This window comes from Acidomonas methanolica (genome assembly GCF_004346035.1).
GTDB classification, from domain to species: Bacteria; Pseudomonadota; Alphaproteobacteria; order Acetobacterales; family Acetobacteraceae; genus Acidomonas; species Acidomonas methanolica.
This window is the reverse complement of the sequence record NZ_SLZN01000002.1, coordinates 145,242-168,740: the sequence shown is the minus strand read 5'-3', so window position 1 is coordinate 168,740 and position 23,499 is coordinate 145,242. Positions and strand designations below refer to the sequence as shown.

The window sequence follows — 23,499 nt, the reverse complement described above, 5'->3', positions numbered from 1 at the left end:
CGATCTCGCAGCGGTCGGGCTGAATACATGTGAGCCGGCAAGCGGCCCGTGCGATTATGCCGAGACGCTGCCGGCCTGCTCACATTTCCCTGGCTTGACCCGCGACAGTTTCGGCATAAGCGGCGGACGAGCCGTGCTGCCCCTGATAGCTGGCGATTTCGGCCAGCAGGAAGTCGCGGAAGACGGCGATGCGCTTGGACGTGCGCAGTTCTTCCGGATAGACGAAATAGGCTTCCACGACCGGCAGGGACTGGTCATGCATGATCTGAACCAGCCCCGGATAGTAATTTGCAATATAGACGGGGAGCGACCCCACTCCCATGCCTGAAGAGATCGCGTGTGCGATCGCGGGCAGGCTGTTGATCTCGACCCGGTTGTGCAGAAGGCTGTGACATTTCTTGTGGCTGAGTTCGATCAGCCAGTTGGCGTTCGGCAATGGAGGATGCCAGCCTGAAAAGCCGATCAGTTGGTGACGTTCGAGCGAGGCGAGGTCGGTCGGTACGCCGTGCTTGTCCAGATAGCTGCGACTCGCATAGATGGGCATGGGAAAATTGGTGAGATGCCTCTGGATGAGGTCCGGCTGCTTGGGCGGGTGCATCCGGATGGCGACATCCGCTTCCCTCATGCCGAGATCGAGTTCGTCATCCTCCAGCAGCAGGGTGACGTCGATCTCCGGATGCGCCTCGATGAAACGATTCAGGCGCGGCGTCAGCCAGCAGAGGCCGAAACCCGTCGTCGTGGTGATTTTGATCTGCCCGGCCGCCTTCAGCTTGCTCTCGCTCAGGAAGGCCTGGGTGAGGGAAAGCTTGGCGAACATCTCGCGCACGGTACGATTCAGCGTCTCGCCCTGCTCGGTCAGGATCAGACCGCGCGCATGGCGATGGAAGAGCGGGACGCGCAGGGACTCTTCCAGAGCCGATATCTGCCGTGATACGGCGGATTGGCTCAGATTCAGACGTTCACCCGCGTGGGTGAACGACCCTGCTTCCGCGACCGCGTGAAAGATGCGCAGCTTGTCCCAATCCATTCCCGTTTCCCTGAGTCAGGCTGAAGCGCCTCACTCGAATCATTCTTGGTATTTAACGAACGAATTTGGGCTGTGCGTCAATCCCTCGTCAAGGTTTCGCGAAACGTCAGGAGGCGGCAAGATAGCGTTCGGCTTCCAGGGCGGCCATGCAACCCGTTCCGGCGGCGGTCACCGCCTGGCGGAAGACCTTGTCCTGGATATCTCCCGCGGCGAACACACCGGCCCGTGAGGTGCGGGTGCTGCCTGGGACGGTGCGGATATAGCCCTCTTCATCGCACGCCACCCAGTCGCGGAACGGTCCGGCATTGGGGGAGTGGCCGATGGCGATGAACACGCCGTCCAGCGCGACGGTCTCGATATGGCCGTCCCGCGTATCGCGCAGCCTGACGCCGGATACGACGGGCGGCGTGCCCTCCGCCAGAATCTCCTCGATTTCGCGATTCCAGAAAACCGAGATCTTCGGGTGGGCCAGAAGGCGATCCTGGAGAATCTTCTCGGCGCGCAAACTGTCCCGCCGATGGATCAGCATCACGTGTTCGGCGTGATGGGTGAGATAGAGCGCTTCCTCGACCGCGGTGTTGCCGCCTCCGACGACGGCGACCTTCTTGCCGCGATAGAAGAAGCCGTCGCAGGTCGCGCAGGCTGAAACGCCGGCGCCCTGGAGCCGCTGCTCCGATTCGATTCCCAGCCAGCGGGCCTGCGCCCCCGTCGCGATGACGACGCTGCGCGCGTGGTAGCGATCGCCGGAATCGCCGGTGAGGACAAATGGATACGCCGCGCCGTCTTCTTCAGCGCAGGCGGTGACGAGATCGTAGACGATGCGCGTGCCGACATTCTCGGCCTGGGCGCGCATCTGGTCCATCAGCCAGGGTCCCTGGATCGGCTCGGCGAAACCGGGGAAGTTCTCGACCTCCGTCGTAATGGTCAACTGGCCGCCCGGTTGAAGGCCGGCGACGAGAATCGGGCGCAGATTGGCGCGCGCCGCATAGATCGCCGCCGTATAGCCAGCCGGTCCGGCTCCGACGACGAGAAGGTCGGTGTGGAAGGTATCGCTCATCGGTATGTCCGGTCCCTGGGCCGCTGGAAGGAGGAGAGAGAGGCGGATGATGGCCCTCGCTGTCAGATGCCGATATAGGATAGGCCGTGGCTCATGCCATAGGCCCTGCGCATTTGTTTGACGGACTACGAATGATTGACCGCGACTCCGAAGATCGTCCTGCCCTTCAGCGCGGTGCCCCGGGCGGCGGTGCAGTCATCGAACTGGATGTCATCGACCGGCAGATCGTCGACGAACTCCAGCGCGACGGGCGGATGACCAATGTCGAACTGGCGCGGCGCACGGGCATTTCCGCGCCGCCCTGTCTGCGGCGTGTCAGGCGGCTGGAGGAAGCCGGGATCATCCGCGGCTTCCACGCCGAAGTGGATGCGTCTCTCCTCGGTTGGTCATTGATGCTCTTCGCGCTGATCGGGCTGGAGAGCCAGAAGGGCAGCGTGCTGGAGGCGTTCGAGGCCGAGGTGGCGGAATGGCCTGAAGTGCGGGAGTGTCATATGATCCGGGGCGGCGGGGATTTCCTCGTGCGTCTCGTGGCGCGCGACGCCGCCCATCAGAATCTCCTGACCCGGCGTCTGACGGAAGTGCCGCATGTCGTGCGTGTGCAGACCTTGCAGACCATCCGCACGAGTCTGGATCGCGCCGGTGTGCCGCTTTGAAGGGTGAGCAGGTTTTCGCGGACGTCATGATGGTCTCGTTTCCCGATTTCGCTCCCGCCGATCTTACCGTCGTGGTGCCGTGCTATGACGAAGCGCCGAATGTCGGGCCGATGGTGGAGGCGCTGACGCGCGCGCTCGCCGGATGGCGCTGGGAGGTGGTTTTCGTCGACGACAACTCTCCCGACGGCACGGCCGCCGTTGCGCGCGAGATCGCCCGTCGCGATCCGCGCGTGCGCGTCATCAAGCGGGTCGGGCGGCGCGGTCTGTCTTCGGCCGTCATCGAGGGGGCGATGTCCTCTTCCGCGCGCGTGGTCGCCGTCATGGACGGTGATTTGCAGCATGACGAATCCGTGCTGCCGGAGATGGCGCGTCGCATTCTGGCGGGCGAGGCGGACATCGTCGTGGCCAGCCGTCATCTCGCAGGCGGCAGCGCGGCGGGCCTGAACGGAAAATGGCGTCACGCGCTCTCCCGGAACGGCATCCGGCTGGCGCAGACGGTGCTGCCCGCCCGGCTGACCGACCCCATGAGCGGATTCTTCGCGGTGCGGCGGGATGTCTTCGAGGCGGCGGCGCCGAAGCTGGTGGGAACCGGCTTCAAGATCCTGCTCGAACTCGTGTTGTCCGTGCCGGAAACGGTGCGCGTGACGGAAATCCCCGCCGTGTTCCGTCCGCGTCTGGCGGGTGAAAGCAAACTGAGTCCGGTCATCATGCTGCAATTCGCCGGCATGCTGGCGGAGCGCCTGTGCGGCGGCTGGTTGCCGACGCGCTTCGTGGTGTTCGCCCTGGTCGGGCTCATCGGCGTGATCGTGAATATCGTCGCGATGGAAATCGGGCGCGGCATGGGGCTCGGCTTCAAGAATGCCCAGATTCTCGGCACGGCATGCGCCATTCTCGCGAATTTTCAATTGAATAACCGGCTGACCTATCACGACCGTCGTTTGCGGGGCTCACGTTGGCTGCCGGGTCTGGCGGTGTTCGTCACGGGTTGCGCGCTGGGCAATATCGCCAATATCGGGGTGGCGCAGGTCATTTTCGCCGCGGACGGGCATCACTGGACGCGCTCTTCGGCCATTGGCGCGCTGATCGGCGTGGTCTGGAATTATGCGATCGCTTCCACGCTGGTCTGGCGCTGAGGCGGGATGGCCGCACCCTGGCTGATAATCCTGTTCGTCGCCCTGACGGCTCTGCGCCTCGTCATGGCGGCGGTGCTGCCCCTGACGCCGGACGAGGCCTATTACTGGACGTGGTCGCACCATCTTCAGGGCGGGTATCTGGACCATCCCGGAATGGTGGCGCTGTGGATTCGGATCGGCACCGCCCTGGCCGGAGACTCGCCTTTCGGCGTGCGCTGGATGGGGCCGGTCTCCGCGCTTCTCGGCACGGCGCTGGTCTGGGACGCCGCGCGTGTCTTCGCGCCGGGACGACGGGGCGGCATGCGCGCGGCGCTGTTGCTGAACGGGACGCTGATGATCGGCCTCGGCGCGATCACCATGACGCCGGACACGCCGCTGGTGTTCTTCACGGCCTGCGCGCTCTGGGCCGCCGCTCGCCTCATTGCCGGCGCCGACTGGCGTTGGCTCGTGCCGGTCGCGGCGGCGCTCGGTCTGGCGTTTTCAAGCAAATATACGGCGGCGTTGACGAGTCTCGCCACGATTCTCTGGGTGGTGACGGCGCGCGGCGGCGGGCGGAAATGGGCTTGGACGCTCGTCGCGGGCGGCGTGGGCACGCTGTTCGTTCTGCCGGTGGTCTGTTGGAACGTTGAACATGGCTGGATCAGTTTCCTCAAGCAGGGCGGGCGTGCGGGCATGTGGCGTCCGGCGCGCGCGATGCAGTTTCTCGGCGAGTTGCTGGGGGGACAATTCGCGCTCGCGACGCCGCTGATCTTTCTGCTCTTCGTGATCGGGGCGTGGCACGTGGCGCGCGAGGCGCGCCGGAACGAGGCCGCGCGGTTTCTTGCGTTCTGGACGATCATTCCCGCCGCCGTGTTTCTTGAGCATGCGTTGGGGGATCGCGTGCAGGCGAACTGGCCTGTCGTGCTCTATCCCGCTCTGGCGTTGGCGGCGGCGCGACTGGCGCGTCCCGTCGGCGCGGCGGCGGGTCTTGGAATCGGTCTGGGTTTGCTGGTGTGTGTGCAGGCGCTCACGCATCTGCTTCCTCTGCCGCCCCGGCTGGATGTGATCGCGCGCCAGACCGGGGGATGGGAGCAACTCGCGGCGACACTGCGCGCGACGGCCTCGCCCGGTGACGCGATCTACGCCGAGGATTACGGCGTGGCCTCCGAACTGGCCTATTACGGCGGGGTGTTGCAGGTGCGCGGGGTCGAGACCCGCTGGAGCGCGACGGGCTTGCCGCAGACTCGCGCGACACCGGGCGTCTTTCTCCTGCGCGCCGATCGCCGGCCGCCGGAAGATGTGGCGGGGCTCAGGGTTGGGCAACGTATCGGGACGGCATGCCGTTTTCGCGGCGCCTGCTACGACGTCTATCGTCTCGGCGGCGGGGCGGCGCCGCAGATCGTCACGATTTTGCCTTGGCGCCATTAACGAGAGCTTAAGCTCTTTCCCCCAGACTGCCCGCAGAACAGGGGGGCAGGATGGCACGAGGCGCAACGCGGCGTGGCGACAACTCAGGACGCACGATCATCGTCCGGCGTGGCGGCGACGGAGCGGCGGCGCATCATGGCGGTGCGTGGAAGATCGCTTACGGGGATTTTGTGACCGCCATGATGGCGTTCTTCCTCGTGATGTGGCTGATCAATGCCACGACCGAGGAGCAACGGCGCGGAATCGCGAATTTCTTCGATCCGCTGGCGACGAACATGTCCCAGCCGCTCGATGCGATGACGCCGCCCGATCCCAGTGTGCTGGCCCGGTCCATGAGGAAATCTCCGGTCGAGTCGCCGCCCGGACGGTCTCCGGGAGCTGCGGGAGGCGTCGTCACACGCGGCGCACGGCGTGGAGACGGCAGGGTCGCACTGGGGGAACAGCCCTACGATTCCATCGGTCAATGGAAACCGCAAGGCGTGAGTCCGACTGCGCCTCCGCAGGAGATGCCGCCCGGCGCGACTGCGTCGTCCGGCGGCAGGCAGGCAGCCGCGACCAAGGTCGCCGCCGTTCGGGAGCGGTTGCGACGGGCGCTTTCGGCGTTGCCGGACGGGAAGGCCGCCCTGGCGCGGGTGCGTGTCGGGGGTACGTCGGATGACATCAGGATTTCCATAGAGGACAGCGATCACGAGCCGATGTTCGCACGTGGGCAGACCATGCCGGACGCGCATGTCGTTGCGATGCTCGAGGCCATTGTGCCGGTGGTCGAGCAGTTGCCGGGCACGCTCACGATCAGCGGCTATACGGATTCCAGCGGTTATGGTCCGGGTCCGGTCAATAACTGGTCCTTGTCCGCGTTGCGGGCCGATGCGGCGCGCGGCGTGCTGGAAAAGAGCGGATTTCCTTCGGATCGCTTCGGCGGCGTGATGGGCATGGCCGATCGCAGTCTGGCGGACCCGGAGCATCCGCTCTCGCCGGTGAATCGGCGCATCGTGCTGACGATGACGCGCAAGGCAATCCCGCCTTCCGGTTCTCCAAATGAAAACGCAGGTGCTCAGCCATGATGTTGCTGATCGGATTTGGCGTGGTTCTGGCCTGCGTCTTTGGTTCCTTCGTTGCGTCAGGCGGGGCGATCGGCCCGCTCGTCGCGTCCATGCCGTTCGAATTGCTGACCATCCTGGGGGCGGCGGCCGGGACCTTCCTGATGGCGAACTCGGCCAAGGCGATCAGGCATCTCATCGAGGCTGTCGGCCGCGCTTTCAAAGGGCCGCGCTATGGGAAGCAGGATTATCTCGACCTGCTCGACCTTCTCTACCAGTTGCTGCGGCTCGTTCAGGGGAAGGGGATCATGGCGATCGAAAGCCATATCGAGGAGCCGATGAGCAGTTCCGTCTTCGCGGCCTTTCCGAGGATACGCGACGACGAGACGACGCGTCTGCTGATTTGCGATTATCTGCGAATGATCGGGATGAACGTCGAAGATCCCTTCCAACTTGACGAGATCATGACCCGGGAGCTGAAAAAGAACCTGTCGGAGGATTTACATATTTCGCACGCCTTGCAGTCGATCGCCGATGCGTTGCCGGCGCTGGGAATCGTCGCCGCGGTTCTCGGCGTCATCAAGACCATGGCGTCGATCAGCAAGCCGCCCATCGTCCTCGGAGAGATGATTGCGGGTGCGCTCGTCGGGACATTTCTGGGCGTTCTTCTGGCCTATGGAATCGTCGGGCCGCTCGCCGCGCGCATCGGCTCAGTCGTGGGGGAAGACGCGGGATATCACAACCTCATCCGCTCCGTTCTCGTCGCGCATCTGCAAGGCAATCCGCCGCAGGTCGCGATCGAGATCGGCCGCAAGGAAGTTCCTGGCGATTTCATGCCCAGTTTTCAGCAGACGGAAGAGGCGCTTGCCGGGCGAGCCGCCTGATGGCCTGTTTCGCGAGGTACGCCGCGGGCAGTCCCTCGGGGTGTGACACGATGTTTGTTGTCCGCCTGTTCCCGCCCGGCATCGGGATATCTGGAGCAGCCATCCGAGATGGATTCTTTTCGCTGGCGCTATGATTGGGTAGAGTGGCTTCTTAATGATCGATCAGACGAGCGGGTGGAAAGTGAAGCGTTATTGGGGTCTTTTTCTTGTCGTCTGCAGCGCGTTCGGGCTGGCGCGGGCTGCGGATATTCCATCGCGTGTTCAACTTGAAGACGTGGAAGGCAACGCGGCGCTGGGCTGGGTTCGTGCCCAGAATGCCAGAACGACGGCCGATCTGCAGTCCGACATGCGATACAAGCACTTCTATAATGAGGTGCTCAAGGTGGAGCAGTCGCCGCAACGTCTTGCGTTGCCGGAGCAGATTGACGGCAGCATCTACAATTTCTGGCAGGACGCCGAGCATCCGCGTGGTATCTGGCGGGTGAGCAAACCCGCCGCTTTCAATAGCGGCGCGCCGGAATGGACCACCATATTCGACGTCGATCGCCTCGCCCTGATCGATCACGCGGACTGGGTGTTCCAGGGTGCGGAGTGTCTCGAACCCCATGCGGAACGCTGTCTGATCGCTCTTTCGATTTCCGGGGAGGATGCGAATACGCTACGGGAGTTCGACCTGCGTCGTCATCGTTTCGTGCCCGGCGGATTCCTGCTGCCACATTCGAAGCAGACGGCGGTCTGGGTCGACCGTGAGTCCCTGCTGGTGGCGCGCGCCTGGGATGACCTGCCGGACAGCCTGACGAAATCCGGGTATCCTTATATCGTCCGTCTGGTCCGGCGCGGCGCGCCCTTGAATCAGGCCATTGAAGTCGCCCGCGGCAGTGTGGACGACATGTCGGTCGCTCCGGTCACCTTGAGAGACGAAAGCGGCCGGCGCTTGTTGCTGATCGAGCGTTCGAAGGATTTCTTCACGGTCACATATAGCCGCTTTGATCCTGTGAGCGCGGCGGTGACGCCGCTCGCCTTGCCGTCGCGGATCGGTTTTCTGGGCTATTTCGGCGGCAGACTTGTCCTCCGGCTGGATCAGGACTGGCAAGCCGGGAGCGCGCATTTTCAGCGGGGCAGCATCGTTGCCGTCGATCCGTCGCAGCCCGAGCAGGCGGTCCAGACGATATTTGTCCCGAATTCTCGTGAGAGCACCGGCGATATCGACATCGGGAAAGGCGGCGTTCTGGCGGTCGTGTATGAAAACGTTCAGCCGCGCCTCTCCGTCTTCACCCCGCATGACGGTAAATGGAGCGAACATAAGGTCAAGCTGCCGGCGAACACGTCAGCGACCATTGTCTCCGCCAGCGTGGATGACCGGACGGCCTATGTCGAGAGTCAAGGTTACATCCGTGCGCCGGCCCTCATGAGCGTGGATACGAAGTCGTTCAAGACTCGTCCTGTGAGTCACACGCCGGATCTGTTTAGGGCCGCCGATCTCGTCACCGAGCAATATTGGACCCATTCGACGGACGGCACGGCCATTCCCTATTTCGTCGTGCATCGCCGGAACTGGCATCTGGATGGGCGGAATCCGGTTCTTTTCACGGCATATGGCGGGTTCGATCTGTCCTATCTGCCGACTTATTATCCCGATCTCGGCAAAACTTGGTTCGAGCACGGCGGGGTTTATGTCGTCGGCAATATCAGGGGAGGCGGCGAATTCGGCCCGGCCTGGCATGAGGCCGGAATGAAGTCCGGGCGACAGCGCGCCTATGACGATTTCGCCTCGATCGGCCGCGATCTTTTCGCTCGGAAGATCACGGACGCGGCGCATCTCGCCATACGTGGCCGGTCGAATGGCGGTCTGCTGATGGGGGTCGAATTCACCCAGCATCCGGAGATGTGGAAGGCGGTCGTCATCGGTGTGCCGCTGCTCGACATGCTGAATTTCGAGCATATGGCGGCGGGTGCGTCCTGGGCCGCGGAATACGGGCGCACGAGTGTTCCGGAGGAGCGCAGCTTTCTCGAGCGGATCTCTCCGTTGCAGGCCCTGAAGCCCGATACGCGATATCCGATGCCTTTCATTTTCACGTCGACCAAGGATGATCGTGTCGGGCCCGTTCATGCCCGGCTCTTCGCGGCGAAGCTCGAAGCCTATGGCAAGCCGTTTTACTATTACGAGGATACGGAAGGGGGACATGCGGGCACGGTCAATGCGCGGGAAATCGCTCATGAACGGGCGCTCGAAGCTGTCTATTTGACCCGCGCGGTCATGGACAAGCCGGCGCATTGAGCGTCGGCCCCGCCGAAAGGGCATAAAAAAACCGCCGGGAACGGCGGTTTTTTTCGGAAGCTGAAGGGACGCTTCGGGAAGGGTTCAGAACCCTTCGCGCTCCAGACGCTTGCGCTCCATCTTGCGCGCGCGGCGGACGGCCTCGGCGGCTTCGCGGGCGCGGCGCTCGGAGGGCTTCTCGAAATGGCGCCGCAGCTTCATCTCGCGGAACACGCCTTCACGCTGCATCTTCTTCTTAAGCGCCTTCAGCGCCTGATCGACATTGTTGTCACGAACCAGAACCTGCACGGGTCTGTTATCTCCTGTCTGGCCCAACGGGCCGTGCTGTATGATTTCGCATCCCGACAAGGCATACTCGCGCAACCCTGCCGTCAAGGCGGACGCCCATAGCACGCTCAACGCCGGAGCACAATTTTTTTGCATCGGGGACGACGAAAAACATGGGAGTTTTGACGAGCCCGCATGGTTCGCCGGGGCAAGCCGGAGGAAGGAGGACATCTTGGCACTGCTGAAAATCGCGCGGATGGGTCATCCGGTGCTGCTACGCCCGGCTCTTCCCGTGGAGAGTCCGGGCGCGCCCGAGATCGCCTCGCTCGTGCAGGACATGATCGAAACCATGCTGGATGCGTCCGGTGCCGGGCTGGCCGCGCCGCAGGTGCATCATTCGCTGCGGCTCTTCGTTTATCACGTTCCCGCGGCGCGGCGTGACGACGGGGAGGAGGCGCTTGCGCCGCGCGCGCTCATCAACCCGGTCATCTCCCCGGTCGGCGAGGAGCGGATGGACTGCGTGGAAGGGTGCCTCTCGCTTCCCGGCTTGCGTGGAGTCGTGCGTCGGCATGCCTGCGTGCGGTATGAAGGGTGGAACGAGCGGGGCGAAGCGGTGAGTGGCGAGGCCCGCGGCTTTCATGCCAACGTGCTGCAGCATGAGAACGATCACCTCGACGGTATTCTCTATACGATGAGAATCGATGATTTCCGCAGCTTCGGATACACGGACGAACTCACGCGGGAGAATGCGACGTGAGAGACGGTTTTTCCGCGCGTGGACAGGATGCGCCGGGGCAAGCGCATCTCTATTTGCGCGAGGAGCAACTGCGGCAGGGGTATGAAGCCCTGCTGCGCGCGGGCCGGGCGCTGGCGCGGCTATGCGACGAAACGCTGGGAGAGCAGAATCTGGGAGCCGCGCATCATCGCTGCCTGTTCCTGATCGCGAGCCATCCGGCGATCACTATGAGCGGCCTCCTGCGCGCCCTGCATATCAGCAAGCAGAGCCTGAATCGGGTCTTGCAGGATTTGACGGAGCGGGGCCTGATCGAACGACGGTCGAAGCCCTCCGACCGGAGGTTGAAGCTGCTCTATCTGACCGAGGCGGGGCAGGCGCTGGAGGGGAAGCTCTTCGCCCTGCAACGCGAGCGGCTGACGCAGGCCTATCTCGCTTCAGGCGGTCCGGCGGTGGAAGGATTCCGGCGCGTGCTGGCGCAACTCGACGGGGAGGCGAAAGGCGGATGAGCGGCGAACATGTGCTCGTCGTGGATGACGACCGGCGGCTCCTGCGTCTGTTGCAGCGCTATCTCGGCGAACAGGGATATCGTGTGACCACCGCCGAAGGGGCGGAGCAGGCGCGGCAGATCCTTTCCGTGATGGCGCCCGACGCGCTGGTGCTGGATGTGACGATGCCGGGGGAAACCGGCCTCGAACTCACGCGCTTCCTGCGCGAGGCGGGCCATGTTCTGCCCGTGCTGCTGCTGACCGCCCGAGGAGAGCCGGCCGACCGGATCGAGGGGCTGGAGGCGGGAGCGGATGATTATCTGGGCAAGCCCTTCGAACCACGCGAACTGGCGTTGCGTCTGCGGGCGCATTTGCGGCGGCGCGCGCCTGTCTCCGTCGGGGCGCCGCGTCTGGTGCGGCTCGGCAGGCTGGAGTTCGATACGGAACGGGGACTGCTGACGGGACCGGACGGGTCGGTGCATCTCACCGGGGGCGAGGCGGCTCTTCTCGGTGCGATGACGCGCCGGCTGGGCGAGGTGATGACGCGCGAAGAGATCGCCGAAACGCTGGAACTCGACGAGATCGGCGAGCGCGCCGTGGATGTGCAGGTGACGCGGCTTCGTCGCCGGATCGAGCCGGATTCGCGGGAGCCGCGCTTTCTTCAGACCGTGCGCGGCAAGGGTTATGTGCTGAAGCCTGGAGCGTGACCCCGATGGCGGAGAGGCGGAACGGATGGCTGCGGCGCGGGGAGCGGCTGGTGCGGCGCGTCTTGCCGCGTTCCTTCATGGGGCGTTCCCTGCTGATCGTGCTCATTCCCCTGCTGGTGACGCAGGGTGTGGCGCTCGGCCTGTTCTATGGCACTCATCTTCACACGGTGTCGCGCCGCCTGTCGGATTCGGTGGCGGCGGAAATGGCGCTCGCCATGGACGCGGTGCGGCGCAATCCGCAGGATCAGGCGCGGATCTTCGCGGACTTGCGGGAGCACACGCAGGTCAGCCTGTCGATCGCGCCGCATGCTCCTTTTCCCGCCGGGCCGTCGAGTCATGTCCTGGGGCCGGTGGATGACGATCTGCGGCGCGCTGTGTCGGCGGCGTTCGGGGAGCCGTGTCGGCTGGAATGGGATGATGCGGCGCAATTGATTCGCGTGGAGGTGCCGCTCGTGGAAGGTGGCGTGCTGACCGCGACCATTCCGCGCAAGAGGCTGGACACCGAGCCGATCTGGCTGTTCGTCGCCTGGGCGTCGGGGAGTGCGCTGGCGCTGTTTCTGCTGGCGACATGGTTTACGGGCAAGCAGGTGCGGGCGGTGCGGCGGCTGGCGGAGGCCGCGGAATCCTTCGGGCAGGGGCGCGATCCCGGACCGATCGAGCCGCAGGGGGCTCTGGAAATCCGCAAGGCGGCGGTCGCCTTCAACCGCATGCAGGCGCGCGTCAACCGCTTCGTGGCACAGCGCACGGCGGTTCTGGCGGGCGTGTCGCATGATCTGCGGACGCCGCTGACCCGCCTGCGGCTGACGCTTGCGATGCTGCCGACTCAAGGGCAGGTGCCGGCCGAAATCCTTCGCGAGGATGTCGAGGACATGGTCAGCGACATTGCGGAGATGGAACGCCTGATCGGGAGCTATCTGTCCTTCGCGCGGGGTGAGGGGGCGGAGACGCCTGTGCCGACCGATCTGCGTGCTCTGGTGGAGGAGGTGGCGCAGGCGGCGCAGCGCGCCGGGGGGCAGGTGATCGCCATTCATGCGGAAGATGCCGTGGTGGCGTGCGTGCGGCCCGATGCGATGCGCCGGGTTCTGACGAATCTGGCTGAGAATGCGCGGCGTCACGGCGGCCGGATGGCGTTTTCCGTCCGTCGGACCGGGCGAGAGGCGGAAATCATATTGGATGATGACGGGCCGGGCATTGCGCCCGCGCGGCGGCGTCAGGTCTTTCGCGCCTATGACGCGGCCGGGCCGAGCGGAGGCAACGGGCTGGGGCTGACGATCGCGCGCGATATCGTTCACGCCCATGGGGGAGCGATCAGCCTGACTGACAGCCCGTTGGGCGGACTGCGTGTGGTTCTGACGATTCCGGTGTGACGAGAACGGGTCGTCAGGCCGAACGGATCAGGGCAGCGAGTTGCCCTGGCCGCCATTGCCGGTGCCGATGCTTCCGCCGAGCGGTCCCTGGCTGCCGGCGAAGGTGCTGCCCATATTCGCCATCGGGTTGTACCGGCCCACATTGCCCAGCAGTTGCTGGAGCAGATTGTTGTGGCTGCCGGGCGTCGGCGTGGTCTGGCTCACCATGCCGACATCGATGGCGTCTTTCTTGTGCAGCGTCTCGAGATGACGCAGGACGCCGCCATTATCGAAGGCGAGAACGACCACCTGCTGCTTTTCGATATGCGGGAAGCCGAGAGGCGTCGGCGCCGTGACCAGTGAAATATAGATCCAGGTATTGTCGTTGAACGTGCTCTTGGCGGTGGGCGAGCCCAGCAGGTCGAGCACGTCGGAGCGTGTGCTCGTGCCGGGCTTGAGCTGGACGTAGTCGGATTTCTCGATCAGCGAACCGCGCGAGATCGGAATCGGGCGGAAGATGGCGCAGCCGCCGAGGAGAGCCGGCAAGAGGGCCAGCGCCGCCAGCCGCCGGAGGGGCTTGTGGCGCGCGACGGCGGAGAAGCGCATGGCACGGGCCCTGTCGCGGTTCACGTCACGGAGCGAACTCGTGCTGCTCTGCATCCTGCGTCTGTCTTTCCGGTCCTTGGTTGCCTTTGGGGCGGTCGATCGGCCATCATGGCGGTGCTTTTGATCGCCTGCCCCAGTGAGAGGGTGCTGTCAACCACGCTGTGGCAGCATAGAGGGGCGGCACCAGGATTTCCAGGGAGAGACGCATGGCGTTGACCGAGGCAGGGCACGCGGAGTTTTCCCGTCGCATGCCGCTCAGCCGCCTGACACGGGACGGCACGACGGAAACAGTGGAGGCGCGGCCGGCGGAATGCGCGGCCCTGGCGCGTCGCTTCGGCCTGCCGGAGATAGCGAGTCTCGTCTGCCGCTATCGTCTGACGGCGGGCGAAGAGGGAGCGGTGCTGGCCGAAGGGTGGCTGACGGCGCGCGTGACGCTGGACTGCGTGGTGACGGCCGAGCCCTTCGAGGACGTTGTTTCGGAGGCGTTCACCTTGCGCTTCGTGCCCATGCGCCGCTTCCGCGAGGAGGCGGCGCTGGAGATCGAGGCGGTGGACGAAGTACCTTATGAAGGGAGGGAGATCGATCTCGGCGAGGCGACGGCGGAGCAGTTCGCTCTTGCCCTGCCGCCCTTTCCCCGGGCGCCGGGCGCGTTTCTCGACGAGGCCGTTGACGAGGCGCCGCGCGATGAATCGGGCGAGCCGGAGGATTCCCGCCCGAATCCTTTCGCCGCTCTGGCGCATCTGCGCGGGAAGGAGAACTGACTCCCGCGCCAGATAAGGGCGCCGGGCGCGATCGGGCGGGGGAAAGCGGGTTGCGGATTTTTTACGATGGCGTGAAATCACGTCATGCTTGCGAGCGGGCGCGGTGTCTGCTAGAGCCCCCCGCCTGATCCTGATGATGGAACGCGGTCGGTGTGTCCGGGGGCTTCCCGGAACTGAACGTGGCATGTAACCGATAAAGAGGCTCCTGAAATGGCCGTTCCGAAGAGAAAAACGTCCCCGTCCCGCCGTGGAATGCGTCGCAGCCACCATGCCGTCACCGTCGAGGCCCATGCCGAATGCGGGAATTGCGGCGAGCTGAAGCGCCCGCACCATGTCTGCGCCCATTGCGGCCATTATGACGGACGCGAGGTGGTGGCCGCCGGCAAGACGCTGAAGACAGCCGTCCGAGTCTGAAACGGAGTCTGGCCGGGCTCCTGGTCCGGCGCGTCCGAAATCGGTTTGAGGCGGCGTATGAGCGAAGACAACGCGGCGGCTGATCCGGCGGTTCCGTTCAGCCTGGCGATCGATGCGATGGGCGGGGACAACGCCCCGGAGATTGTTCTGGGCGGGCTTGAACGGGCTGCGGACCGGCATCCCGGCTGCCGCTTTCTGCTGGTCGGGGACGAAGAGGTCCTGCGCGTCGCGTTGATGCGTTTTCCCAAGGCCGCGAAGATTTGCACGGTGCGCCATGCGCCCGGACTCGTCTCGATGGAGATGAAGCCGACAGCCGCTCTCCGCCTGCGTGATTCGTCCCTGCGCGTGGCGATCGACGCCGTGGCGCGCGGGGAAGCGGGAGGTGTCGTTTCCGCGGGAAACAGCGGCGCGATGCTGGCCCTGGCGAAGATCGTCCTGAAAACGCTGCCGGGAATTTCCCGTCCCGCTCTGGCCGCCGTGAATCCCTCGGCGCGCGGGGATGTGGTGATGCTCGATCTGGGCGCCAATATTTCCTGCGACACCCGCAATCTCGTCGAATTCGCCGTCATGGGCGAGGCTTTCGCCAAGGCGGTGCTCGGATTGCCCGCGCCGCGGATTGGGCTGCTCAATGTGGGCGTCGAGGAACTCAAGGGCGACGAGCGTCTGCGTCTCGCGGCCGACGCGCTGCGGGATTCGCCGCTGGCGGCGCAGTTTCATGGCTTCGTCGAAGGGCATGACATCACCGCGGGCACGACCGACGTGGTGGTGACGGACGGATTCACCGGCAATGTCGCGTTGAAGACCGGGGAGGGCGCGCTCAAGCTGGCCTCCCTGCTTCTGCGGCGTGTCTTCCGCACCAACCTGCTGACGAGGCTGGGTTATCTTCTGGTTCGGCCCGGATTGGAGCGCATGCGCGAATGGATCGATCCGCGCCGCTACAACGGCGCGGTGCTGGTGGGGCTCAACGGAATCGTGGTGAAATCCCATGGCGGGGCCGACGCCGAAGGATTCGCGGCGGCGATCGACGTCGCCATGGATGCGGTCACGCATGGAATTAACGAGAAGATCCGCGCTCGTCTCGGTCAGATCGCGACGCTGACGCTCAGCTCTGACGAAACGCAAGGCGCTGCGGTCCCCGCCGACGTCTGAAGGCTCGCTGTGAGCGGGCATGTTGAGAGGAATGGAATGACTCTTCGCGCATGTCTGACGGGTGTGGGGGGCTATCTGCCTTCGCGAATCCTCACCAATGCCGAGCTCGCCGAACGGATCGATACGTCGGACGAATGGATTCGCGAGCGGACGGGAATCGCGCAACGGCATATCGCCGACGCGGGGGAAACGGCCGCCTCCATGGGGGCCGCTGCGGCGCGCGCCGCGCTCGACTGGGCGAAGGTCGCGGCCTCGGAGGTGGACGCCGTGATCGTGGCGACGGCGACGCCGGACAATCCCTTTCCGTCCGTCGCGGTGCGGATCATGGGGGAGCTGGGCATCACGCACGGCTTCGGCTTCGATGTCAGCGCCGCATGTTCCGGCTTCGTCTTCGCTCTCGCCACGGCGGAGTCGTTCATTCGCAGCCGTCATGCCCGGCGTGTGCTGGTGATCGGGACCGAGGTCTATTCCCGTATTCTCGACTGGAACGACCGCACGACCTGCGTCCTCTTCGGCGACGGCGCGGGCGCGGTGCTGCTGGAGGCCGAGGACGGAGAGGCGCGCGGGATTCTGTCCACCCATCTGCATTCGGATGGGCGCTTCGGCGATATTCTCTATGTCTCGCCGCACGGGGAAGAGCAGCCGGCCGTGCTGCGGATGCAGGGGCGCGAGGTGTTCCGCCATGCCGTGGTCAAGCTGGCCGAGGCGGTGGACGAGGCGCTCGCGGCGAACGGGCTCAAGGCCGAGGATGTACGCTGGCTGGTGCCGCATCAGGCCAATCTGCGCATCATCGACGGCATGGCGCGCAAGCTCGGGCTACCCCAGGAGCGCGTGGTGGTGACGGTCGATCGTCATGCCAATACCTCGGCGGCCTCCATTCCGCTCGCCCTCAACGAGGCGGTGCGGGACGGGCGGATTCGGACGGGGGATCTGGTGCTGATGGAGGCGCTGGGCGGCGGTCTCACCTGGGGATCTGCGCTGCTGCGGATGTGATTCCTCTCCATTTGGAGGAGAAGGCGCAGCTTGATGCTTGATTCATTTGACGCTTCTGCATGCCATGATACGATGACGTCATGACCACAGTCACGCGCGCGACCCTCGCGGAACACATCTATAGCCAGGTGGGCCTCTCCCGGCACGAATCGGCGGAGTTGCTGGAAAGCGTACTCGAGCAGATCATGCGGGTTCTGGAGCAGGGCGATTCCGTCAAGCTCAGTGGATTCGGAACATTTTCCGTCCGTCAGAAGGGGCGACGAATCGGGCGCAATCCCAAGACCGGCGTGGAAGTGCCCATTCTGCCGCGATCGGTCCTGATTTTTCGTCCCAGCCAGATTCTCAAGGCGAAAGTGAACGGGGATACGACGGAAGGGATGGATGAGGGCGATCTCTGATGGAGGACGACAATGAGGCGTTCGACGAGGATGTCCCGACTGCGGATCGCCTGAAGAAGGCGCCCCACGCCTATCGGACCATCAGCGAGGTGGCGGACGAACTCCACGTGCCGCAGCATGTGCTGCGTTTCTGGGAGACGCGCTTTCCGCAGGTGCGCCCGCTCAAGCGGGGCGGCGGCCGGCGCTATTACCGGCCCGAAGATATCGCGATTCTGAAGCGGATTTCCGATCTGCTCTATGTGCGCGGCTATACGATCAAGGGCGTGCAGCGTGTCTTGCGCGACGGCGAAACCGAGGACGGGGACGCAGTCGCGCCGTCCGAGGATGTCGGGGCGGAGCCATCTGGGGAGGAAGAGGGCGATCCCGCGCCCGTCGTCCGGACGGAAGTGGTTCCAACGGCGGATTCTCCCGTGGCGCAAACGGCGGCCTCTGATGAGCAGGCGGCTTTCGCCTTGCGGACGGCGATCGAGGAGCAAGGGCGGCTGCGTGCCGAATTGCGGGCCGTGCTGGAAGAGCTCGACGCCATTCGCCGGCTTCTGCCCTTCTGAATTTCGCGGGCCGGAATCCGGAGATGGAAAAACCTTTCCGAAATACCTGTCCCGGGCTTGCCGGACGGGGGCCGCACTGCTAAACGGCCACCACCGCAGGACGGACGGGCAGTAGCGCAGCCTGGTAGCGCATCAGTCTGGGGGACTGGGGGTCGTGGGTTCGAATCCCGCCTGCCCGATATGTCCTGTCCTGCGGTCGTTCCCTTCCCCGTCAGTCGCTGATCGGCTGCTCCGAACTCCATATGCGCCAGAGCATGTGCAGCGCCGCCATGATGGCCGGGCCGAGGAAGAGGCCCAGCAGGCCCCAGGTTTCCGCCCCCCCGATGATGCCCAGCAGAACCCAGAGGAAAGGCATCCGCGTGCTGCCGCCGATCAGGAAGGGGCGGACGAAATGGTCCGCCACGAAGATGACGACGGACCCGATCGCTACCAGCGCTATGGCGCTGATCATGCTGCCCTGAAGCATCACCAGAATCGCGGCGAAGATGATGGTCGGCAGGGCGAGAAAAGGCACCATGGCCGCGACCGCCGTCACCATGGCGAAGAGGAGCGGCTGCGGCGCGTGGAAGATGGCGTAGGCCACGCCCATGATCACGCCTTCCCCCAGCCCCACGAAGATCAGCCCCGCGACGGTGCCATGAACCGAGGAGATGATCTGGCGGCCCAGCGTCTCGCCCCGCGCGCCGAAGGTGCGGTGCGAGGCGATGAGTGAGCGCCGGGTGATTTCGTGCCCGTCGCGCAGCAGGAAGAAGAGGGTGAGGAGGGAGAAAAGGAAAAGCGTGGTCCGGCGGACCATCTGCGAGCCCACCTGGCGCGTCATGGCCATGCCCCGGGCGGAATCGAAGGAGTGGACGAGTTCCGAGAGCCGGTCGGGCTGGACCAGATTCTCCTGCCACCATGCCGTAAGCCAGCCATGGCGGAAGGGGAGGCGGTTCAGGGCCTCAGGCATGGGGATGCCGGTATGCCGCACCTGGTCGATCCAGATGATCAGCCCCCGCATTTCCTCCGCGGCCTTCACGCCGACGATGGCCAGCGGAATCAGGAAGATGAGCGCGATGATGAGGGTGAAGATCAGCGGGAGCCAGTCGCTGCGCCCGAAGCGCCGTTCGGCCCGGTCATAGAGCGGCCATGCGGCGATCGCGAACACGCCGCCCCAGAGCAGGGCGGGGACGAAATTCCACTGCGTATAGAGCGCGATTCCCACCACGAAGACCGCCAGGAGGGTGCGCGCCAGACGCTGGCTGTTGCGCGCCGGACTTCCCGTCGGCGGGTCGGGTTCGTCAAGCACGAGGGGGAATGCATCGTCTTCCATATAGGCTTCGCCCCTCGTCATGCGCCCTTTTTCGTCCTTCATCGAGATCCTCTTCGGCGCGGCGTGTGCCAGCCGCGATATGTCCTCATAGCATGCCGTGCGGCGCGGGTCTCCCGGTAGCGCCGCGATCAGAAATCCGCGCAGCCGCGTTCGATCACGAGTCCGACTGATTGCTGGGCGAATTGCGCCTTGTAGGCCGCGCGGATGGCCTCGATCTTTCCGGCGAGAGCGGCGTCCGGCGGGGTGACGATCCGGACGAGACGCGACGCCTCACGCCCGATGACGTCGCTCCGCCGGTCGCGCCATTGCCCTTCCGCCGTCAGAACGCTCAGCCCGTCGGGAAAGGCGGGAGTGATCGTGGCGGCGAGGAAGCGGTCCCACTCCGCCTCGCTGACCCGGGAATGATCCGGGCGGGTGAGACCGAACATCAGGTGAATATCGAGCATGGACCGCATACCGGGAAGCGGGCAGGCGGCGGGCGGCGTGGCCGCGCAACCGGCGAGCAGGAGAATGGCGGGAAAGGAAAGGCGCTTCATGACACGGCGTCCAGCGCCTGCCGCAGCGCCGATGCGTCTTCGTCCGGGACCATGCCGAGCCTCAGAAAGAGATCGATCAGGACCAGATTGACGTTGAATTTCAGCCGCTCCGTATCGCGCACCAGGGCGAAGGCGGTCGCGATGGGGACCAGTTCGAAGCGTTCGACCTCGCCATCGACCGGAACGGGGGTGAACGCCTCGGGCAGATACAGGTCGAAGCAGTGCAGCAGGTCGCGGCGCAATCCTTCGGGGCGCTCCATCGTATAGCGCAAATGGCTGACCGGTCTGGCCTGGGCGATGAGAGCGGGGGGAATGGCGGCCTCTTCCGCGGCTTCCTTCGCCAGGGCATCGCGCGGGGTAAGGCCGGCGCAGACGCCGCCCGCCACGAGATGGTCCAGCTTGCCGGGATCGAGGCGTTTGTTCCGGGCGCGATGACCCATCCAGAGATGGAGCCCGTCCGGCTTTCGCACCAGCCCGTTCATATGGACGCCCTGCGCCGCGAGACCGAGAATCGGCAGCGCTCCACGGTCGATCCGGCCGATGACGGCGCCCTCCGGGGTGATGACGTCGAAGAGTTCGGCATGGGAGCGATACAGCCCCGCTTCGGCCATTTTCTCGCCGAGCAGGTGGATGTCCGCGCCGCGATCGACGCCGAATCCGGTGTCGCGCGCGCAGCCGAACGCCGTCAGGGACTCGAAATGTCCAGGGTGTACCCAGCCGATGCCGGTCATCCCGCAGAAGAACGGACGATAGGCGCCGGGAAGCGTGATGTTGTGGCAGCGCGCGATATGGGCGAGGAAAGGAGCGGCGGATGGCGAATGCGGCAAGAGAAACTCCGGGAACGAGGCGCCCCGCGGTTTGCGGGCCGCCCGACGGGTGGGGCACCGGCTGGATGCGAGGCCGGAGCGGGATGGGGGTAAAAGATAAGGTATGACGCTCCGATCCCAAAGCGACTCGCCGCCGCGCCTGACTCTTCTGGCGGCGCTGCTGCGCCTGCGTCCGGCCTTCGAAGGACGGGAAAGACGGATCTGCGCGCTGGCGGCGCTGACGCTCCTGCTGTTGCTGGGAGAGAATGGTGCGCAGGTCGTGCTGCCCTGGCTGTTCAGCCGCATGGTGGCGCGGATGACGCCGGATGTGGCGGTCATGGCGCTGCCGGTCGGGCTGGTGGGGCTTTATGCGCTGCTGATGCTGGTGCGGGCGAGCTGTTCCAGCCTGCAGGAGGTGGCGTATCAGCCGATCAGCCTGCGGCTGCAAAGCGCAGTGGCGGAAGAGGGGCTGCGGCAGGTGCATGCGCTTTCGCTGCGCTTCCATCTGGAGCGTCAGACGGGCGCGCTGACCCGGGTGCTCGACCGCGCGACGGACGCGGTCGACACGCTGTTGCGGTTGTGTCTGTTCAATATCGGTCCCGCCCTGCTGAATTGCGGCCTGACGCTGGGTGTCATCTGGCGGGTCTTCGGCGGACTCTATGCGCTGGTGATTCTGGCGGGCCTGCTGGGTTACGCGGCCGTGGCGCGCTGGTCCACGCTGCGACGGGTGGCCGCGCGCCGGGTGCGGAACGAGGCGAGCGGGGCCGTGCAGCACCGTCTGGTGGATTCCCTGCTGAATTTCGAGGCCGTGCGGCATTTCGGCGCCGCGGGGCACGAGGTGTCGCTGTATCGCGCGGCGCGGCGGCGGCTGGAAACGGCCAGTCTGAAGCTGACGCGGATCGTGGCGCTGGCCGGTATTTTGCGGAATGCGATCATTGCGAGCATGACCGGCATCGTGTTGTGGCTGGCGATGAGGGACATCGGCGCGCATCGGCAGAGCGTGGCGGATTTCGTGCTGATCGGCACCTATATGCGATCGCTCTACATGGCGGTATTCGGGCTGAACACGGTGCATGCGGGGTGGCGGACGGCGCGGGTCGATCTGGAGAACTGGCTGGAACTGCTGGCGCAACCCTCCGATGTCGCGCCGCCGGAGCGGCCGGTGCATCTGCCGACGACGCTGGCGGCGGCCGGCGCGGCGGATCTGGTCTTCGACGATGTGCGTTTCCATTACCTGCCGGAACGGCCTGTGCTGAGGGGCATCAGTTTCGCCGCCCGGCCCGGTGCGCGGATCGGGATCGTCGGGGCGACGGGCTCGGGCAAGACGACGATCGGCAAGCTGATGATGCGCGCCTACGATCCGGACCGGGGCGAGATCAGGCTGGACGGCGTGCCGCTTCCGGCGCTCGATCCGGAGGATCTGGCGGCGCTGATCGGGGTGGTGCCGCAGGAGACCATGCTGTTCAACGACACGCTCGCCTATAATATCGGCTATGGGCGTCTCGGCGCGACGCTCGGCGAGATCGAGGCGGCGGCGCGGGCGGCGGAGCTGCATGATTTCATCGCCGCTCTGCCTCAGGGGTATGAAACGGTCGTGGGCGAACGGGGACTCAAGCTCTCCGGCGGCGAGAAGCAGCGCGTGGCGATCGCGCGCATCGTGCTGCGCAATCCCCGGCTGTTGCTGCTGGACGAGGCGACGAGCGCGCTCGACACGCGCACGGAGCGGCGCATTCAGGCGGCGCTGGATCGCCTAGCGCGGGAACGCACGACCGTCATGATCGCCCATCGTCTCTCCACTGTCGTGGGATGCGACGAGATCCTGCTGCTGGAAAAAGGGCGGATCGTCGAGCGCGGCGGGCATGCCGCGCTGATGGCGCTGGGGGGAGAATATGCCCGCATGTGGCTCGCGCAGGCGCGCGAAGCCGCGGAGGCGGCGTGAAAATCCGCAAGGGGCTGGCGCGCGAAGGGGGCTGGACAGGGCGGCGTTTGCGGCCCAAGTACCTTCGCAAAGACTGAACAGGGAATGAGCGTCGGCATGACGGAGACGGAAAAGGCTTTCGAGCCGGATCGCGCGATGGAAGACGCGGTGCGCGAGGATGTGGCGGCGAGTTTCGATCCCTCCGTTTTGCAGATTCCGGAAGAATTGCGGAAATGCGGAGCGGTGGTGGACAACGCCATAGAGTATCTGGTGGGCAAGGAACTGCCGCCGGAGATGATCGCCTCCGCCCTGCTCGCGGGGAGCCTGGGGATTCTTGCCCGCACGGCGGATGCGTCGACCATGGTGCGGATGCTGGAGACGGCGATCGCCAGCATCAAGGCCGGCGAACTCTCCGTTTCCGGGCCGGACGGCGCGTCGCGTCCCGGCTGAGTCGCTTTCGGCTTGACGCGGGAGGGGCTCTCGGTCATAAGCCGCGCCTTAACGGATAGTCCTGCGTTGGGCTCCTGCGCCCGGCCGAATAAACCAGTTCCGAGGATCGATACGATGTCACGCCGCTGCCAGGTTACAGGCAAGGCCGTGCTGACGGGCAACAATGTCAGCCACGCCAACAACAAGTCTCGTCGCCGTTTCCTGCCCAATCTGCAGGAGACGACGCTGCTGTCCGACGTGCTGGGCGCGGGCGTCCGCCTGCGTCTGACCACGCACGGCCTGCGTACCATCGAGCATAATGGCGGTCTCGACGCCTTCCTGCTCGGTACGCCGGACCGCAAATTGCCGGAAGAGGCGAAGGTCATCAAGCGCCGCATCCTGCGTGTGCAGGAACACAAGGCCGCGCAGCCGGCCTGAGGGTCGGCCCGTCCGGAGGCGGCGACTCGCTTCCGGCACGTGTGGTCATAGAAGATTGGTTTTGAGCCGTGCGGCCGCACTGTTATGGAGGCGGTTTCGTGAGTTCAGCCCGTACCGTTCGTCCAGCGCAGCCTGATTCCCCGTCTGTGTGCGCTTCATGCGGCGGGCCTG

General features: G+C 65.3%; 26 protein-coding genes and 1 tRNA gene. 20 read left to right on the top strand and 7 right to left on the bottom strand.

The window, feature by feature from the left end:
- Nucleotides 1-79: 79 nt before the first annotated feature.
- Together EDC31_RS02605 and trxB are read right to left on the bottom strand one after the other, a co-directional pair.
- On the bottom strand, nucleotides 80-1,027 hold the full coding sequence (locus EDC31_RS02605) for a LysR family transcriptional regulator (protein WP_042057808.1): 948 nt from the start codon (nucleotides 1,025-1,027) through the stop codon (nucleotides 80-82).
- Between the two features lie 106 nt (nucleotides 1,028-1,133).
- Nucleotides 1,134-2,084 carry a thioredoxin-disulfide reductase gene (gene trxB / locus EDC31_RS02600; protein WP_042057805.1) on the bottom strand — a complete coding sequence of 317 codons (951 nt, stop codon included), beginning with the start codon at nucleotides 2,082-2,084 and terminating at the stop codon, nucleotides 1,134-1,136.
- Nucleotides 2,085-2,215: 131 nt separating this feature from the next.
- On the opposite strand from trxB, the gene EDC31_RS02595 reads away from it, so the two are divergent.
- From EDC31_RS02595 to EDC31_RS02570, 6 genes are all read left to right on the top strand, one after another.
- Complete coding sequence (locus tag EDC31_RS02595) at nucleotides 2,216-2,737, top strand: Lrp/AsnC family transcriptional regulator (protein ID WP_081797526.1); 522 nt, start codon at nucleotides 2,216-2,218, stop codon at nucleotides 2,735-2,737.
- 26 nt (nucleotides 2,738-2,763) lie between these two features.
- Nucleotides 2,764-3,870 (top strand): glycosyltransferase family 2 protein, encoded by a 1,107-nt coding sequence (locus EDC31_RS02590; RefSeq protein WP_042058054.1) that lies wholly within the window; start codon nucleotides 2,764-2,766, stop codon nucleotides 3,868-3,870.
- A 6-nt stretch (nucleotides 3,871-3,876) separates the two neighbouring features.
- Nucleotides 3,877-5,277 (top strand): ArnT family glycosyltransferase, encoded by a 1,401-nt coding sequence (locus EDC31_RS02585; protein WP_052511831.1) that lies wholly within the window; start codon nucleotides 3,877-3,879, stop codon nucleotides 5,275-5,277.
- Nucleotides 5,278-5,327: 50 nt separating this feature from the next.
- Nucleotides 5,328-6,341: a flagellar motor protein MotB gene (locus EDC31_RS02580; RefSeq protein WP_042057803.1), complete on the top strand. Its 1,014-nt coding sequence runs from the start codon at nucleotides 5,328-5,330 to the stop codon at nucleotides 6,339-6,341.
- Nucleotides 6,338-7,201 carry a flagellar motor stator protein MotA gene (gene motA, locus EDC31_RS02575; RefSeq protein WP_042057800.1) on the top strand — a complete coding sequence of 288 codons (864 nt, stop codon included), beginning with the start codon at nucleotides 6,338-6,340 and terminating at the stop codon, nucleotides 7,199-7,201. Before EDC31_RS02580 ends, motA begins: the two co-directional genes overlap by 4 nt.
- 154 nt (nucleotides 7,202-7,355) lie before the next feature.
- The gene (locus EDC31_RS02570; protein WP_052511829.1) at nucleotides 7,356-9,479 is read left to right on the top strand and encodes a prolyl oligopeptidase family serine peptidase; all 2,124 of its coding nucleotides are present in this window, start codon (nucleotides 7,356-7,358) and stop codon (nucleotides 9,477-9,479) included.
- A gap of 84 nt (nucleotides 9,480-9,563) precedes the next feature.
- On the opposite strand, the gene rpsU is transcribed toward EDC31_RS02570, so the two are convergent.
- Nucleotides 9,564-9,767: a 30S ribosomal protein S21 gene (gene rpsU, locus EDC31_RS02565; RefSeq protein WP_007283570.1), complete on the bottom strand. Its 204-nt coding sequence runs from the start codon at nucleotides 9,765-9,767 to the stop codon at nucleotides 9,564-9,566.
- Nucleotides 9,768-9,978: 211 nt separating this feature from the next.
- Here rpsU and def point away from each other — a divergent pair, with 211 nt between their 5' ends.
- Genes def through EDC31_RS02545 form a run of 4 tightly spaced genes read left to right on the top strand, consistent with a single transcriptional unit; the run spans nucleotide 9,979 to nucleotide 13,041 of the window.
- The gene (def, locus tag EDC31_RS02560; RefSeq protein ID WP_042058049.1) at nucleotides 9,979-10,503 is read left to right on the top strand and encodes a peptide deformylase; all 525 of its coding nucleotides are present in this window, start codon (nucleotides 9,979-9,981) and stop codon (nucleotides 10,501-10,503) included.
- Nucleotides 10,500-10,988 (top strand): MarR family winged helix-turn-helix transcriptional regulator, encoded by a 489-nt coding sequence (locus EDC31_RS02555; protein WP_042057795.1) that lies wholly within the window; start codon nucleotides 10,500-10,502, stop codon nucleotides 10,986-10,988. The genes def and EDC31_RS02555 overlap by 4 nt, the downstream gene beginning before the upstream one ends.
- Nucleotides 10,985-11,674, top strand: a complete 690-nt coding sequence (locus EDC31_RS02550) for a response regulator (protein ID WP_042057792.1) — start codon at nucleotides 10,985-10,987, stop codon at nucleotides 11,672-11,674. The genes EDC31_RS02555 and EDC31_RS02550 overlap by 4 nt, the downstream gene beginning before the upstream one ends.
- A gap of 5 nt (nucleotides 11,675-11,679) precedes the next feature.
- Entirely contained in the window at nucleotides 11,680-13,041 is a 1,362-nt protein-coding gene (locus tag EDC31_RS02545; protein ID WP_042057789.1) for an ATP-binding protein, read from the top strand.
- 27 nt (nucleotides 13,042-13,068) lie between these two features.
- Here EDC31_RS02545 and EDC31_RS02540 read toward each other — a convergent pair whose 3' ends face one another.
- Nucleotides 13,069-13,626, bottom strand: a complete 558-nt coding sequence (locus tag EDC31_RS02540; protein WP_042058047.1) for an outer membrane protein assembly factor BamE — start codon at nucleotides 13,624-13,626, stop codon at nucleotides 13,069-13,071.
- A gap of 206 nt (nucleotides 13,627-13,832) precedes the next feature.
- Between EDC31_RS02540 and EDC31_RS02535 the strand changes: the two genes are divergently transcribed.
- The 7 genes from EDC31_RS02535 to EDC31_RS02505 all read left to right on the top strand — a co-directional run bounded on the left by EDC31_RS02535 (nucleotide 13,833) and on the right by EDC31_RS02505 (nucleotide 18,068).
- Nucleotides 13,833-14,387, top strand: coding sequence for a YceD family protein (locus tag EDC31_RS02535; RefSeq protein ID WP_042057786.1), 555 nt, complete (start codon nucleotides 13,833-13,835; stop codon nucleotides 14,385-14,387).
- 210 nt (nucleotides 14,388-14,597) lie between these two features.
- A complete protein-coding gene (gene rpmF / locus EDC31_RS02530; protein WP_042057784.1) occupies nucleotides 14,598-14,801 on the top strand; it encodes a 50S ribosomal protein L32 in 204 nt (67 codons plus the stop codon).
- Nucleotides 14,802-14,858: 57 nt separating this feature from the next.
- The gene (plsX, locus tag EDC31_RS02525) at nucleotides 14,859-15,950 is read left to right on the top strand and encodes a phosphate acyltransferase PlsX (RefSeq protein WP_042057781.1); all 1,092 of its coding nucleotides are present in this window, start codon (nucleotides 14,859-14,861) and stop codon (nucleotides 15,948-15,950) included.
- A gap of 36 nt (nucleotides 15,951-15,986) precedes the next feature.
- Entirely contained in the window at nucleotides 15,987-16,943 is a 957-nt protein-coding gene (locus EDC31_RS02520) for a beta-ketoacyl-ACP synthase III (RefSeq protein ID WP_042057778.1), read from the top strand.
- A gap of 80 nt (nucleotides 16,944-17,023) precedes the next feature.
- Nucleotides 17,024-17,341 (top strand): integration host factor subunit alpha, encoded by a 318-nt coding sequence (locus tag EDC31_RS02515; RefSeq protein ID WP_042057776.1) that lies wholly within the window; start codon nucleotides 17,024-17,026, stop codon nucleotides 17,339-17,341.
- A complete protein-coding gene (locus EDC31_RS02510; RefSeq protein ID WP_042057774.1) occupies nucleotides 17,341-17,889 on the top strand; it encodes a MerR family transcriptional regulator in 549 nt (182 codons plus the stop codon). Before EDC31_RS02515 ends, EDC31_RS02510 begins: the two co-directional genes overlap by 1 nt.
- A 105-nt stretch (nucleotides 17,890-17,994) precedes the next feature.
- Nucleotides 17,995-18,068, top strand: a tRNA-Pro gene (locus tag EDC31_RS02505).
- Nucleotides 18,069-18,100: 32 nt separating this feature from the next.
- Here the strand turns inward: EDC31_RS02505 and EDC31_RS02500 are convergent.
- The 3 genes from EDC31_RS02500 to EDC31_RS02490 all read right to left on the bottom strand — a co-directional run bounded on the left by EDC31_RS02500 (nucleotide 18,101) and on the right by EDC31_RS02490 (nucleotide 20,564).
- Nucleotides 18,101-19,243 (bottom strand): AI-2E family transporter, encoded by a 1,143-nt coding sequence (locus tag EDC31_RS02500; protein ID WP_239641624.1) that lies wholly within the window; start codon nucleotides 19,241-19,243, stop codon nucleotides 18,101-18,103.
- An 86-nt stretch (nucleotides 19,244-19,329) separates the two neighbouring features.
- Nucleotides 19,330-19,737, bottom strand: coding sequence for a DUF3574 domain-containing protein (locus tag EDC31_RS02495; protein WP_042057773.1), 408 nt, complete (start codon nucleotides 19,735-19,737; stop codon nucleotides 19,330-19,332).
- Nucleotides 19,734-20,564: an NUDIX hydrolase gene (locus EDC31_RS02490; RefSeq protein WP_042057770.1), complete on the bottom strand. Its 831-nt coding sequence runs from the start codon at nucleotides 20,562-20,564 to the stop codon at nucleotides 19,734-19,736. The genes EDC31_RS02495 and EDC31_RS02490 overlap by 4 nt, the downstream gene beginning before the upstream one ends.
- 103 nt (nucleotides 20,565-20,667) lie before the next feature.
- On the opposite strand from EDC31_RS02490, the gene EDC31_RS02485 reads away from it, so the two are divergent.
- From EDC31_RS02485 to rpmB, 3 genes are all read left to right on the top strand, one after another.
- A complete protein-coding gene (locus tag EDC31_RS02485) occupies nucleotides 20,668-22,482 on the top strand; it encodes an ATP-binding cassette domain-containing protein (protein ID WP_042057767.1) in 1,815 nt (604 codons plus the stop codon).
- A gap of 96 nt (nucleotides 22,483-22,578) precedes the next feature.
- Complete coding sequence (locus tag EDC31_RS02480; protein WP_239641623.1) at nucleotides 22,579-22,911, top strand: hypothetical protein; 333 nt, start codon at nucleotides 22,579-22,581, stop codon at nucleotides 22,909-22,911.
- A gap of 114 nt (nucleotides 22,912-23,025) precedes the next feature.
- Nucleotides 23,026-23,328 carry a 50S ribosomal protein L28 gene (rpmB, locus tag EDC31_RS02475; RefSeq protein ID WP_042057765.1) on the top strand — a complete coding sequence of 101 codons (303 nt, stop codon included), beginning with the start codon at nucleotides 23,026-23,028 and terminating at the stop codon, nucleotides 23,326-23,328.
- Nucleotides 23,329-23,499: the final 171 nt, after the last annotated feature.

Bases quoted from the DNA above. Each gene is read 5' to 3' on its own strand.
- EDC31_RS02520 (WP_042057778.1), top strand. From the start codon at position 15,987: ATGACTCTTCGCGCATGTCTGACGGGTGTGGGGGGCTATCTGCCTTCG.
- EDC31_RS02485 (WP_042057767.1), top strand. From the start codon at position 20,668: ATGACGCTCCGATCCCAAAGCGACTCGCCGCCGCGCCTGACTCTTCTG.
- rpmF (WP_042057784.1), top strand. From the start codon at position 14,598: ATGGCCGTTCCGAAGAGAAAAACGTCCCCGTCCCGCCGTGGAATGCGT.
- EDC31_RS02500 (WP_239641624.1), bottom strand. From the start codon at position 19,243: ATGAAGGACGAAAAAGGGCGCATGACGAGGGGCGAAGCCTATATGGAA.
- EDC31_RS02590 (WP_042058054.1), top strand. From the start codon at position 2,764: ATGATGGTCTCGTTTCCCGATTTCGCTCCCGCCGATCTTACCGTCGTG.
- EDC31_RS02540 (WP_042058047.1), bottom strand. From the start codon at position 13,626: ATGCGCTTCTCCGCCGTCGCGCGCCACAAGCCCCTCCGGCGGCTGGCG.
- EDC31_RS02550 (WP_042057792.1), top strand. From the start codon at position 10,985: ATGAGCGGCGAACATGTGCTCGTCGTGGATGACGACCGGCGGCTCCTG.
- EDC31_RS02515 (WP_042057776.1), top strand. From the start codon at position 17,024: ATGACCACAGTCACGCGCGCGACCCTCGCGGAACACATCTATAGCCAG.
- EDC31_RS02595 (WP_081797526.1), top strand. From the start codon at position 2,216: ATGATTGACCGCGACTCCGAAGATCGTCCTGCCCTTCAGCGCGGTGCC.
- EDC31_RS02495 (WP_042057773.1), bottom strand. From the start codon at position 19,737: ATGAAGCGCCTTTCCTTTCCCGCCATTCTCCTGCTCGCCGGTTGCGCG.
- EDC31_RS02545 (WP_042057789.1), top strand. From the start codon at position 11,680: ATGGCGGAGAGGCGGAACGGATGGCTGCGGCGCGGGGAGCGGCTGGTG.
- EDC31_RS02510 (WP_042057774.1), top strand. From the start codon at position 17,341: ATGGAGGACGACAATGAGGCGTTCGACGAGGATGTCCCGACTGCGGAT.
- EDC31_RS02535 (WP_042057786.1), top strand. From the start codon at position 13,833: ATGGCGTTGACCGAGGCAGGGCACGCGGAGTTTTCCCGTCGCATGCCG.
- EDC31_RS02480 (WP_239641623.1), top strand. From the start codon at position 22,579: ATGACGGAGACGGAAAAGGCTTTCGAGCCGGATCGCGCGATGGAAGAC.
- motA (WP_042057800.1), top strand. From the start codon at position 6,338: ATGATGTTGCTGATCGGATTTGGCGTGGTTCTGGCCTGCGTCTTTGGT.
- trxB (WP_042057805.1), bottom strand. From the start codon at position 2,084: ATGAGCGATACCTTCCACACCGACCTTCTCGTCGTCGGAGCCGGACCG.
- EDC31_RS02585 (WP_052511831.1), top strand. From the start codon at position 3,877: ATGGCCGCACCCTGGCTGATAATCCTGTTCGTCGCCCTGACGGCTCTG.
- EDC31_RS02580 (WP_042057803.1), top strand. From the start codon at position 5,328: ATGGCACGAGGCGCAACGCGGCGTGGCGACAACTCAGGACGCACGATC.
- EDC31_RS02605 (WP_042057808.1), bottom strand. From the start codon at position 1,027: ATGGATTGGGACAAGCTGCGCATCTTTCACGCGGTCGCGGAAGCAGGG.
- plsX (WP_042057781.1), top strand. From the start codon at position 14,859: ATGAGCGAAGACAACGCGGCGGCTGATCCGGCGGTTCCGTTCAGCCTG.
- EDC31_RS02570 (WP_052511829.1), top strand. From the start codon at position 7,356: ATGATCGATCAGACGAGCGGGTGGAAAGTGAAGCGTTATTGGGGTCTT.
- rpmB (WP_042057765.1), top strand. From the start codon at position 23,026: ATGTCACGCCGCTGCCAGGTTACAGGCAAGGCCGTGCTGACGGGCAAC.